16 protein-coding genes are annotated in these 12,580 nt (G+C 30.6%); all 16 read right to left on the bottom strand.

The genetic code is table 11. The features are described 5' to 3' along the window. The 16 genes from B5E75_RS06665 to rpsM all read right to left on the bottom strand — a co-directional run bounded on the left by B5E75_RS06665 (position 1) and on the right by rpsM (position 12,573). Positions 1 to 1,620, bottom strand: coding sequence for a GH3 family acyl-acid amido synthetase (locus B5E75_RS06665; protein ID WP_087357985.1), 1,620 nt, complete (start codon positions 1,618 to 1,620; stop codon positions 1 to 3). A 4-nt stretch (positions 1,621 to 1,624) separates the two neighbouring features. After that, positions 1,625 to 2,167, bottom strand: a complete 543-nt coding sequence (locus B5E75_RS06660) for a hypothetical protein (protein WP_087357984.1) — start codon at positions 2,165 to 2,167, stop codon at positions 1,625 to 1,627. 453 nt (positions 2,168 to 2,620) lie between these two features. Continuing rightward, a complete protein-coding gene (locus tag B5E75_RS06655; RefSeq protein WP_087357983.1) occupies positions 2,621 to 3,580 on the bottom strand; it encodes an Abi family protein in 960 nt (319 codons plus the stop codon). A 180-nt stretch (positions 3,581 to 3,760) separates the two neighbouring features. After that, complete coding sequence (gene rpsI / locus B5E75_RS06650) at positions 3,761 to 4,153, bottom strand: 30S ribosomal protein S9 (protein ID WP_087357982.1); 393 nt, start codon at positions 4,151 to 4,153, stop codon at positions 3,761 to 3,763. 15 nt (positions 4,154 to 4,168) lie between these two features. After that, entirely contained in the window at positions 4,169 to 4,606 is a 438-nt protein-coding gene (gene rplM, locus B5E75_RS06645; protein ID WP_087357981.1) for a 50S ribosomal protein L13, read from the bottom strand. A 184-nt stretch (positions 4,607 to 4,790) separates the two neighbouring features. After that, positions 4,791 to 5,699 carry a histidinol-phosphatase gene (locus tag B5E75_RS06640; protein WP_087357980.1) on the bottom strand — a complete coding sequence of 303 codons (909 nt, stop codon included), beginning with the start codon at positions 5,697 to 5,699 and terminating at the stop codon, positions 4,791 to 4,793. After that, positions 5,686 to 6,420 carry a tRNA pseudouridine(38-40) synthase TruA gene (gene truA, locus B5E75_RS06635; RefSeq protein WP_087357979.1) on the bottom strand — a complete coding sequence of 245 codons (735 nt, stop codon included), beginning with the start codon at positions 6,418 to 6,420 and terminating at the stop codon, positions 5,686 to 5,688. The genes B5E75_RS06640 and truA overlap by 14 nt, the downstream gene beginning before the upstream one ends. Then, positions 6,417 to 7,217 carry an energy-coupling factor transporter transmembrane component T family protein gene (locus B5E75_RS06630; protein WP_087357978.1) on the bottom strand — a complete coding sequence of 267 codons (801 nt, stop codon included), beginning with the start codon at positions 7,215 to 7,217 and terminating at the stop codon, positions 6,417 to 6,419. The genes truA and B5E75_RS06630 overlap by 4 nt, the downstream gene beginning before the upstream one ends. Further along, positions 7,210 to 8,061, bottom strand: a complete 852-nt coding sequence (locus B5E75_RS06625; RefSeq protein WP_087357977.1) for an energy-coupling factor transporter ATPase — start codon at positions 8,059 to 8,061, stop codon at positions 7,210 to 7,212. Before B5E75_RS06625 ends, B5E75_RS06630 begins: the two co-directional genes overlap by 8 nt. Further along, positions 8,037 to 8,867, bottom strand: coding sequence for an energy-coupling factor transporter ATPase (locus B5E75_RS06620; RefSeq protein WP_087357976.1), 831 nt, complete (start codon positions 8,865 to 8,867; stop codon positions 8,037 to 8,039). Before B5E75_RS06620 ends, B5E75_RS06625 begins: the two co-directional genes overlap by 25 nt. An 80-nt stretch (positions 8,868 to 8,947) precedes the next feature. Further along, the gene (locus B5E75_RS06615) at positions 8,948 to 9,805 is read right to left on the bottom strand and encodes a MurR/RpiR family transcriptional regulator (RefSeq protein ID WP_087357975.1); all 858 of its coding nucleotides are present in this window, start codon (positions 9,803 to 9,805) and stop codon (positions 8,948 to 8,950) included. Between the two features lie 82 nt (positions 9,806 to 9,887). Next, positions 9,888 to 10,259 carry a hypothetical protein gene (locus B5E75_RS06610; RefSeq protein WP_087357974.1) on the bottom strand — a complete coding sequence of 124 codons (372 nt, stop codon included), beginning with the start codon at positions 10,257 to 10,259 and terminating at the stop codon, positions 9,888 to 9,890. Between the two features lie 160 nt (positions 10,260 to 10,419). Then, entirely contained in the window at positions 10,420 to 10,782 is a 363-nt protein-coding gene (rplQ, locus tag B5E75_RS06605; RefSeq protein ID WP_087357973.1) for a 50S ribosomal protein L17, read from the bottom strand. Between the two features lie 35 nt (positions 10,783 to 10,817). After that, positions 10,818 to 11,762 carry a DNA-directed RNA polymerase subunit alpha gene (locus B5E75_RS06600; RefSeq protein ID WP_087357972.1) on the bottom strand — a complete coding sequence of 315 codons (945 nt, stop codon included), beginning with the start codon at positions 11,760 to 11,762 and terminating at the stop codon, positions 10,818 to 10,820. Between the two features lie 41 nt (positions 11,763 to 11,803). Then, positions 11,804 to 12,193: a 30S ribosomal protein S11 gene (gene rpsK / locus B5E75_RS06595; protein ID WP_087245396.1), complete on the bottom strand. Its 390-nt coding sequence runs from the start codon at positions 12,191 to 12,193 to the stop codon at positions 11,804 to 11,806. Positions 12,194 to 12,207: 14 nt separating this feature from the next. Continuing rightward, positions 12,208 to 12,573, bottom strand: coding sequence for a 30S ribosomal protein S13 (rpsM, locus tag B5E75_RS06590; RefSeq protein WP_087245394.1), 366 nt, complete (start codon positions 12,571 to 12,573; stop codon positions 12,208 to 12,210). Positions 12,574 to 12,580 lie beyond the last annotated feature (7 nt).

Below are 12,580 nucleotides of genomic sequence, written 5' to 3'. Positions count from 1 at the left end.
TTAAATCTTTCCCTCCATTTCATAATAAGATTGTTGTAATGATAGCAGTTTTTGAATCGCATGTATTGAAGGGTTAATACGTTCCATACTCTGTCCATATGCTTTTTTATACATCGCAAATGTTCCTATTTTCAATAATGTTATTTGTAATGGCTCAATACCAAGTATTTTCTTAAGATCTTTATAATCTTGATCAACATAATGAAAATAAACAGAAAGATGTTGACGTAAAACCTCTACTGTAATAGCACGTTCATAAGCTGAAGAAGGTGACACTTCAACATAAAGATGCAAGAAAGGACGATTATTATAGAGTTCTTTTTTAGCACAAAATTCTGTAATAGGTAATCCTGACAATTGGATAACCATTTCTATAGAAGTTTGTGTAATACGTGTAAATCCGGCAATATCAATAACTTCTGGTACACGATCAATATATTTAAATTTAGGTAGATTTCCTTGATCTTGTTGAGTATATGAAACGCAACGATACATATCCCCTACTCTATATCGCATAAAGGCACCACCTTTAAGTACACTTAAGACAATTTCATAAGTTTCATTTTCACAAACTTCATTCAACAAACATGTTTTAGGAACATAGGAAGGGTCTATTTTCATTCTTTCTCTTTCACTGACTGGTAAAAATTCATAAAAACAGGCATCGGGAAAGAAATAAAGTCCATCTCTTTGCCATGTTTCTGTTCCAATCAAAGTTGGCTCAGTTCCAGCAAAAATTTCCATAGGACGAATACCCCATAATCTTTCTAAATCATCTTTATATAAATCATTATCCGTTCCAGCAACCATAAATCCTTTGAGTTGGAATAAATCTTTAGGCATTAAACTTCGCTGTTCTTTTTTACATATCATCTTTGCTTTTAATATCTTATACAAACGATGTACTGGGATAGACTTCAACATCGAAGAATGAGAATGACTGCCACTACTCATACTATCTAATGCTAAACTAATGTAATAGGTCACAGAACCCAATCCAAAAAAATAATCAATATTTTGAGCCAATCCTTGTTTAAATCCCAGTTTATTTCTCTGTGAAAATGACATGGATTGAGCTTGTTTTACTGGTGGTAGAAATTTGATATTAGTTTCTTGTTCAAAAACCAGTGATACTAATCCTGTAGCATAAGGCAGCGGCGCTAAACCATATAAAATAGTATCTTTATCAGAAACATGAAAATCATTTTTCTTTTGACTTGTTGCTAATAGAAGACAGGCTATGGTATTATGTTGAAAGCTTTTTAACATGTTTTCAGTATATGGAGCCACTTTAATGGGATGACTGCCTCCTTCCCATGTTGTCTGAATCCATAAGACAGCTTCACCTGGTAAAACTGATGAATCTTTATTCAATAATAAATCAGCATAATCTTCATATGTTGTAAGAGGGATATGCTTTTGAAAATCTTCAAATGAATCTAGTGATTTTCCCTTTAAAATAGATTGCCCTAATACGCTCTTTTTCCATAAATCCATTTGTTCTTCTAATAATCGATGTTGCATTTGCATAAACTTATCAATAGATAAATCTAAAAAGCCACAATATTCCTGCCAGATAGCTTCTTTTGATAGTATTTTCCTTTTATCTTCAAATCGCATATTCTCACCTCCATGTATCTATACATTTTCTTATTGATTGATAAGTAAAAAGCAAAAAAGGAACTTCCTTTTTATATTCATTATAATCCTCAAATTGACAAGGAAAACTGACTTTATCTTGATAACATATATACATAAAATTACCAATGTTGACGATTAATGCAACTATCCACATATGCCATGTCATAACACTTAATGATAGACTAATCATCATTCCTGCTAAAAGCCAAAAGCCAGGATGACGACATAGAGCATAGCATCCTGTCTGACAAACTTTATGTATGTTTTCTTCAACATAGGTATCTGAAAAGGGTAAAGCAAAAAACAATACATAGATGAGAAAAATAAAGAAAACTATAGCTATAACCACAAATACATAATTGACATTTTGATGCCAAGATTGAATATAAGCATATATAATGCCTACAGCGAGTAAAAAACTTCCTAAGAAAAAAGATGGTTGAAGCCATTTTTGATGTAATTGTATCTGATTTTTGTCATATAAGAAATATAAAATAAATGCAGCGACAATAAGAACTATATCCATCTTTATAAACTCCCTAAATTAATTTAAGCATAATCATACATGTTATCATCATACAATTTAAATTGGAAATATTCAATACATTTTGACGAATTTGGTCACATTTTGGTCACATTTTATCTGTTTAGCTATATAAAATTGTATATATTTCTTATATCAGTTCATAGATTTTTGTTATTTTAATAACTTATGATGAATCATTAAAAGAAAAAGTATTTGGATTATAAAAAATCTAAATACTTCTTCCATCCTCACACAATAAATGAAAATTCATGTTTATAAAATACCAAGTCTTTACAAAATAAGAATTCAAAGTTTTTTGTTGCTTACTTGTTGCATTGCCAGAACATCTTATAACTATTTAACATGAGTATTCACATAAATTAAAATGAGAGGCGCGCAGGTCCTCTCACAACGTACATATATAATACCTTAATTTTTTCTATATGTAAAGTATTATTTGATTTTTCTATTGTGAATTATAGAAAAATCAAATTTTGTATTGTATTCTGTGTTAGTTTCTTCAATAATTTCATCTATTTTTTGTCTTAAAGGTAATGTTAAATTTTCATTAAATAAAAAATTTGACCAATGACAAATTGAAATATATCCTAAAAAGAAGATTGAATAGAACTTTCCTTTAACAATATAGGGAGATTGTTTTCCTAAAATATTGGAATGATGAGATATTTTATTACGTAGCATATGGATAGATTTCAAATCAACTCTACTAGGAATCATTAGCCCTTTAGGTTTTTTATATGGTTTTCCTTCCATAAATTCATTAAGCTTTACAGTAGTTAAGCAATCGATTAATTTTATTAAAGTACCAAAACTAATAAAGTTTATTGCTACCCAAATAGGAATAATACCATTATATGCATTGATATAATGCTTGATTGCCGGTTCTTCTCTTGTTTTATTAATATCATCATAAAGAGTTTTACTCAAAATACGATTATATGTATCTTCAGCAATGAATTTTTCTGTTGAATTATTAACAAGACAATAATTATCTTTTAACAAAGATATTTTATGAATATCATCAAGTTTAAAAGTTACCATATCATCTTGGCCACATAGATTTGCTAATCTTGTTCTTAGAGATTCTTCTATTTTCCTAGTTTCCTGAAAAAGCATTATAGAAATTTTTTTATCTAGCTCACATAAAGCTATCAGCTCTGTACACTTATGATTATGATAGTCATCTTCTTCAACATTATAATTATCCAGTAAAAATCTATATCCAGTAATATGATAATAAGTATTTACATTTTTTATATAATTATATAGTAAATGATAATCATCAATTAACAAATGTCTTTTTTGTAATTTATCTATCCTATCTTCTATCGTTCGTGATTTTTTAATTCTAAAGTACCATTTTCTAACATATAATATTCCCTCCCTTTTCAAGAAATTATATCATTTACTAATACAGCATTCTATATATTTATTAGAACAAAATACAAGATAACCTTGAATTTATAAATAACATATTACTCAATCAGATTTTATATTTTGCATCAAAAAAAGAAGTATTCAAACTTCTCACAAAGTCTAAATACTTCTCTAATCTTCTCACAACAATTATTACTAACGTTTTGAGAATTGTGGTGCTCTACGAGCTGCTTTAAGACCGTATTTTTTACGTTCTTTAACTCTTGCATCACGAGTTAAGAATCCAGCTGCTTTTAATGCTGGTCTATAATCTTCTCCAGCTTCTAATAAAGCTCTTGAAATACCATGACGGATAGCTCCAGCTTGTCCACTGTAACCTCCACCTTTAACATTAACAGTCACATCAAACTTACCAGTTGTACCAGTTAATTCAAGTGGTTGGTTGACGATCATTAATAATACATCTGATGGTAAATAATCTTTTGCTTCTCTACCATTGATGACAATTTTACCAGCACCTGGTGTTAAAATAACACGTGCTACTGAAGACTTTCTACGTCCAGTTCCTCTGTATTGTACATTAGCCATTTATTCTCGTCCTCCTTATCCCTTAATTTTTAATTCAACTGGTTGTTGTGCAGCGTGTGGATGTTCACTACCAGCGTAAACAAATAATTTCATCCCTTGTTTTCTTCCAAGTGTGTTATGAGGTAACATACCTTTAACAGCTGCTTCTACAAATCCTGTAGGATTTGATTCTTTGAATTGGCGAGCAGTTTTTACTTTTAAACCACCTAACCAACCTGAATGATGATAGTATTTAACTGTATCTAATTTTTTTCCAGTCATTACTACTTTATCTGCATTAATAACAATAACATAATCACCAGTATCTACATGTGGTGTAAATGTTGGTTTATGTTTTCCTCTTAATACAGATGCTACTTCTGATGCTAAACGTCCTAAAGTCATTCCATCAGCATCAACAACGTACCATTTACGTTCAATTGTGGCTTCCTTAGCCATTGTTGTTTGTCTCATTTTTAATCCTCCTGTAGTTTCCGGGGCTACAAAGTTAAAATAAGGCAACTTTTATTATAGCAACATTCCTCTATTTGTCAATACAAATTTTTGCCTATTCATCATAAAAAACGCATAGATTTTTAAGATATAAATGATGTTATATACAATATTTTGAAGTTATATAAAAAAGAAATGATATTCATTAACGAATATCATATTCTCCTTGAAATTTTTCAAAATGTCCTTGTAAAAAATCAAAATGATCAATCACATTTAAATGATGTTCTTCACAAAATTGCATCATTTGTTTATACATACCTTCATTAAAATCAGAAGGATCATGAGCATCAAACCCTAAAATAACATCATTCCCAATTTCTCCAGCAATTTCCCAGAAATGAGCATTCGGATATGGATAAAGCATTTCTCCTTGAACATTTCTTAATCCTCTCCTCATTCCTCCAGCATTCACTTCTAAAGGAATATGTAATGCCTTAGCTTTTTCACAAATTCTTTGACTCACTGTTCTCGCATCCAAATCAAATTCCTGATAACCAATCAAAAATAAATCTGGATGTGCCAAATAACTAAACAATCCCGTTTCTAAGGCTTTTTCTACATCATTACAATATTGATAAATATCCTTCTTTTTCATATGGTCTTTACCATAATAATCACTATGAATGCAATGTTTATGAAAATGATGTCCTAAAATCAAATAATCTACTTTATGTTCATATAACAAACTTTGATAATAATCAAAATATTCTTCTAAACCTTCAGCTTCAAAACCTTTATAGATTATAATTTGATCCTGATACTTTTTTTGACAATCTTCAATAGCTTCCAGATAGCTATCTAAATCTTTATGAGGCATTCTCATTCCAGGACCATTTTTAACTAAAGAATAAGCAAGAGATAATAAACTCCTTACCCCTCTAACAGCAGGAAGAGATTTCAAAAGATGTTGACGATAATGTGGTAAAGGAACGTGTTCTGAAATACCTAATTCTTCTATTCCCATATGAATAGCAGCCTGAACCATATCTTCTTCTGTTCCATTTGCATGACCACAGCGATAAGTATGTGTATGAAAATTAGTCTTCTTCATAATACACCTCCTGTAAATATAGGCCTTGTGGTTTTGCCTTAAAAAGGCACTTCTTTTCACCACAGCTTTCTAACATTTCTAAAAGTTTTTCTTTTTCAATTCTATGTGCCCCAACTTGTATGATTCCTCCTACAAGATGCCTCACCATATAACGTCTAAAACCATTACCAATTAATCGGAAAGTAATGATACCATCCTCTTCTTCAATATCAAAAGTATATAGTGTACGAATTGTATTTCCATATTGATCATAACTACAAAATGACGCAAAATTATGTTCTCCTATAAAAATTTTTGCAGCATCTCTCATCAAGTCTATATCTAAAGAACGACCATACTGATAAATATAATTTGTTTGAAATGGATCATATTCTTTTGTACTCAATAAATATCGATATTCTTTTTTGAGAGCACTATAACGTGAATGAAAATTTTCATCAACATATTGAGCATCTAAAATATAAATATCATTAGGTAAAAAATGATTAATAGCTCTTTTCCATTGCATTTCAGGTAATGTCTTCTCTGTATCAAAATGAAAAACCTGATGAACGGCATGAACCTTAGCATCAGTTCTTCCTGATGCATGAATGACTGTTTCTACTTCATTTATTTTTTTAATTGCTTTTTGAATTTCTCCTTGAATTGTACGTTCACGATTTTGTACTTGAAAGCCATGAAAACGACTTCCATCGTAACTCACTATACATTTTACTCTCATAAAACAATACTCATTATAACCATTGCACTACATATGACAATGACACATAAAAATGCAATCGTATCAGATACTGTCCATACAAGCTGTTTATATCTTGTACGTTTAGCTTCTGGATTATAATTACGACTTTCCATAGCATTGGCTAAATCTTCTGCTCTTTGAAAAGCAGAAATAAATAGAGGAATAATCAAAGAAACAATAGAAAGAATTTTTTCTTTTAAAGTCCCTTCAGAAAATTCTACACCTCGACTGGCTTGAGCCTTCATAATTCTTTGCGTTTCTTCTAACAATGTTGGAATAAAACGTAATGCAATAGAAATCATCATAGCGACTTCATGTGTAGGGAATCCAATTCTTTTAAAAGGAGATAAAAGATGTTCTATTCCCAATGTTAAATCTAAGGGTTTTGTCGTTGCTGTAAGAATTGTTGTCATAACAATAATTAAAATCAATCTTATAAAAATATATAATGTTTGTAAAACTGCCTGATCATAAATCTTTATAAAACCAATAGATATGAGTAAATTTCCCTGCTGGATAAACAAGAGATTAAAGATCATTAAAAAAGCCATCATAAAAAGCATTGGTTTAATTGCTTTTAAAATTTGGGACACTTTAATATGTGATAGTAATGCCATTATAATCACAAATATTCCTAAAATACCATATCCTAAAAATCCAGCATCAAAAAAGACTGCAATTAACAATAAAAGTAATGAACCAATTTTTAATCTTGGGTCTAAACGGTGGATAAAGCTATCAATAGGTATGTATTTTCCAAACATCATATTATTCATAGAGTTGCCCTCCTATTTCTTGTATTAAAACGTTGATATCTTTAATAGAAGGATCTAAATGAAAGCCATTTTCATTCAGTTTTAAAATAAAGGATGTTATTATTGGTAAATCAATACTTAAAGATGTTAAATAATCTGTTTCTTTAAATAACTCATTGACTGTTACATGTTTTTCTACATGTCCATGATTCATCACAACTACATCATCACAGTACTCTAAAACCTGATTCATATCATGAGATACCAAGATAACTGTTTTTCCTTCTTGATTCACTTTTTTAAATAATTGAAGCATCTCTTTAGCTCCTTGTGGATCAAGACCAGCTGTAGGTTCATCTAAAATCAGAATATCTGGATTCATAGCTAAAATTCCCGCTATAGCAATACGACGCTTTTGTCCTCCTGATAAATCAAAAGGAGAACGTTCTAAATAAGATTCATCTAAACCAACAAGTTGAATCATGTCTTTAGCAATCTTAATGGCTTCTTCTTCACTGATTCCAAAGTTTTTTGGTCCAAAAATAATATCTTTGAGTATTGTTTCTTCAAAAAGCTGATATTCAGGAAATTGAAAAACAAGTCCCGCTTTTTTTCTTAATGGTTTTAAGGATGAGGGTTTATTTGTTGCGGTTATTAAAATATCTTCTATTTGTACTTGACCAGAAGTAGGCAACAACAGTGCATTAATATGTTGAATGAGTGTTGATTTTCCACTCCCTGTATGCCCTATAAGTGCTGTCATACTGCCTTTTTTTATATTCAGATTCACACCTTTTAAAGCATGATATGCAAAAGGAGTATCTGCAGAATATGTATGTTCTACTTCTTTGAATGTAATTGACATAATTCTTTCACCAACTTTTCTCTATCAATTTGATTTGTTATAGAAATTCCTAACTTCTGTAATCCTTCACTCACTTTATAGGCAAACGGGATATCTAATGATAGACGTTCTATTTCATCTTTTTTCATTAGAACATCTTCTGGTTTTCCTTCATCCACAACATGCCCATCACTTAATAAAATGACATAATCCGATAAAGCTGCTTCTTCAATATCATGAGTTATAGACACAATTGTCATATTTTTATCTTTATTTAATTGATGAACCAATGCATTTATTTCATTTTTTCCTCTTGGATCCAACATACTTGTTGCTTCGTCTAAAATAATGATGGATGGACTCATTGCAAGTATACCTGCAATGGCAACTCTTTGTTTTTGACCACCAGAGAGTTTTGTAGGTTCATGATCTAAAAATTCATACATATTGACTTTTTTAGCATATTCATTAATAATATCATCCATTAAAGCAGGATCAACACAATTATTTTCTAATCCAAAAGCAATATCATCCCTCACTGTAGAACCAATAAATTGATTATCAGGATTTTGAAAAACAATTCCCATCTGATTTCTCACTTGACTTAATGTTTCTTCAGATAAGGAAATTCCACCTACAATAATATCTCCAGATTTTTTTTCTAATAATCCCATAAGAAGTTTCGCAATCGTACTTTTTCCACTTCCATTATGTCCTAAAATTGTTGTATATGAACCTTTTTGAATTTGAAATGAGATATCATCTATAGTTAATATATCCTCATCATATCCAAAAGATAAGTGTTTCACTTCAATTATTTTTTCCATACCTAGCCTCCAAGTAGTTCAATTTTAGTATGATTTATTTCTGTTGTCAACTTCATCTTTTTATAATGATTATGTTGTTATTACATAAATTCTTCATGTTGCATTTCATCTAATTCCATAGCAATTTTTATACAGCTATCTAAATTTTGCTTATAATGGATAGAAAATAAACAGCTATATAACAAATCAAATAAATATTTCAAAGATAGGCTACTTGCATAATCAGCAATTTTAGTATAAATCAATTCTCGTGAAGACATTTTTAATGTTACATCAGCCATCTGTGATAAATAGTTTTCTTCAATATTCGTAATCGCAATGATAGCTGTTCCTTTCTTTTTTAAGGTTTGTATAAGACGTTGAATGCATGGAGCATGTCCTGAATAAGAAACGATGATAGCACAATGATTATGGTCACTTAATAAATATGTTGAATCTAATTCATCGCTCAAGGAACATAATTGAACATGTTGCTTTAAAATGTACATACGACTTTGAAAAGAACGAGCAATATCAATATTTTGTTTACGACCATATACATCAATGACTTGACAGTCACGCAACAATCTCATCGCTTTTTGTAAATCATCATGTCTTAACAATGAATAAGTATCTTGAATTGTTTCTCTTTCTAAAATACATAAATTATTAGCAATAGTCATCATATCATCATTAATAACAAATGGAATATTGGCATCCACTTGCTGATTTAGATATAAATATTCTAATTCTCTAAGATAAGCTTCTTTCAACTCATTCCATCCATCGTATCCTAGTTTTTTAGCAATTCGTACGAATAAAGGAGCAGATGTATATGTTTGTTGGGCAATTTGAGAAATAGTCATGTCTTTTATTTCTAAACCTTTTTGTAAGATATAATCAATAATGACTGTTTCACTTGGTGAAAAATGAGTTTTTTCTATTTTATGTATAAGCATATGATCACCTCTTTTTAACTACTAATTATAAACGAAAGATGTATAATATGCAAAATAAAAACACATCAAATGATGTGCTTTTCTACTTTGAGTTCAATTGTTTTTCTTTCATCATTGCAACCTCTTCTAATAACTGACATTCTTGCTCTTTCATTTGCTGATACATTGTTTCTGTATCCATTGATTGATGTTCTAAAGGATCTTTATGATTTTCTACAAAGTGCTGATTCAATCTTTTCTTTGCTTTCTCATCAATTTGTTTTCTTAAAAGATGTAATGATGAAATTCTTTTTTCCTCTTTTTCTTTCATTTCCTCTACTTCATTTTCTAAATCATTTATATTCAATACAACATCTTGTTCTTTATCCAGGTTCTTCTTTTGAGGTTCCTCATGAAAAATTTTTTGATAAGCTTCTTTAGCTTTTTCATTAATTTCATTTCTATTTGCTTTCATAATATTTGTCCTCCTTTATTTGACGACTTCATTATAAAATGTAAAAATAGAAATATCTATATAAGTAAAGCATTTGATAACTCTATTAACAAATAATGAAATAAAAAATGCTCTTTTTGTTAATAAAATAAAAGAAAAAGGGATGAATTATCATCACCTTTTAGAATAAACCAATAATTGCCATTGGTGCATTATCACCTTTACGATTATATGTTTTTAAAACACGAGTGTATCCACCATTTTTATCTGCATATTTTGGTGCAACTTCATCAAATAATTTTTGAACAGCTGTCTTACCAGTAGCAGGATCAACAACATCTTGTAATACTTGTGCTGCTTGTCTTCTTGCATGTAAATCTCCACGTTTACCTAAAGTAATCAATTCATCAACGATTGAACGAACTTCTTTAGCTCTAGTCACTGTTGTTTCAATTTTTCCATACATGATAACATCTGTAGCTAAGTTACGTAACATTGCTTTTCTATGAGATGATACACGCCCTAATTTTCTATTGTGTGCCATAAATTAGTGCTCCTTCCAATATTTTTCGTCTATCATTAATCAACTTGTTTAAATCCTAAACCTAATTCGATTAATTTTTCTTTAACCTCTTTAAGAGATTTCTTACCTAAGTTTCTTACTTTAATCATATCGTCTTCACTCTTAGAAGCGAGTTCTTGAACTGTTTGAATACCAGCTCTTTTTAAGCAATTATATGAACGTACAGATAAGTCTAATTCTTCAATAGTCATATCTAATACTTTATTACTTGTATCTTCTTCAGTTTCACTCATAACTTCCATGTTCATTGCCATATCAGTTAACTCAACAAACATATTTAAGTGTTCCACTAAAATTTTAGCAGCTAACGCTAAAGCTTCATGTGGCTGAATAGAACCGTCAGTAGTGACTTCTAAAGTCAGTTGATCATATTTTGCACTTTGACCTACACGAGTTGGCTCAACATCATAAGCAACTTTTACAACTGGTGAATAAATGGAATCTGTTGCAATAACACCAATTGTATTAATCATTTTCTTATTTTGATCAGCACTCATGTAACCACGATCTTTATGAGCATACATTTCCATATAGAAATGTGCTCCTTCTGCAACATGTGCAATTTCCATATCATTTGAAATCATAGTCACATTAGATGGGCATTGAATATCAGCACCAGTAACAACAGCTGGTCCCTTAACATCAATAACCATCGTTACATCATCATCACCATCAATTGCAAAAACCAATTTTTTAATGTTTAAGATAATTGAAGTGACATCTTCAACGACACCATCAACTGCAGAAAATTCATGGATTGCTCCCTGAACTTTAATTGCATGTACTGCACATCCAGGAATAGATGACAACAAAACTCTACGTAATGCATTTCCTAAAGTTGTCCCAAACCCTCTTTCAAGTGGTTCAATTACAAACTTACCATAGAAATCTGTTTCATCATATTCTGCGACATTAAAATTTGCTTTTTCAAACTTTTGCATTATTTCCCTCCTCACTTAGAAATAACTACTTTTTAACTTCATTATCCACGAGGACGTTTTGGTGGACGACAACCATTATGTGGAATTGGTGTCACATCATTAATTGAAGTAACTTCTAATCCAGCAGCTTGTAAAGCTCTAACTGCAGCTTCACGTCCTGGTCCAGGTCCTTTAACACAGACGTCAACAGTTTTCATACCATGATCCATCGATGCTTTTGCAGCAGCTTCAGCAGCCATTTGAGCAGCATATGGAGTAGATTTTCTTGATCCTTTGAAACCAAGTGCACCAGCACTTGACCAAGTGATTACATTCCCATGTTCATCAGTTACAGTAACAATTGTGTTATTGAAAGTTGAATGTACATGTGCGACACCTTTTGCTATATTCTTTTTAACACGTCTTTTACCACGAGTATTGTTTCTTGCCATTTTCGTTCAACCTCCTATTTTTTCTTACCAGCAATTGGACGAGCTTTACCTTTACGAGTACGAGCATTTGTTTTTGTTTTTTGTCCACGTACTGGAAGTCCTTTACGATGACGGATTCCTCTATAGCATCCAATTTCCATTAAACGTTTAATATTTAATGCAACTTCTCTACGAAGATCTCCTTCAACTTTATAATTTTCTACTTCTTTTCTTAATTTTCCTTCTTCTTCTTCTGTTAAGTCTTTAACTCTTACATCTTCACTGATGCCAGTTGCAGCACAAATTTTTTGAGCTGTAGATAAACCGATACCATAAATATAAGTTAAAGAAACTACCACACGTTTATCACGTGGGATATCAACACCTGCTATACGAGCCATTGTTTCT

Origin of the sequence: Massiliimicrobium timonense (assembly GCF_002160865.1) — a bacterium.
In the GTDB taxonomy this organism is placed as follows: domain Bacteria; phylum Bacillota_I; class Bacilli_A; order Erysipelotrichales; family Coprobacillaceae; genus Allocoprobacillus.
This window is presented reverse-complemented; position numbering and strand designations above follow the sequence as displayed.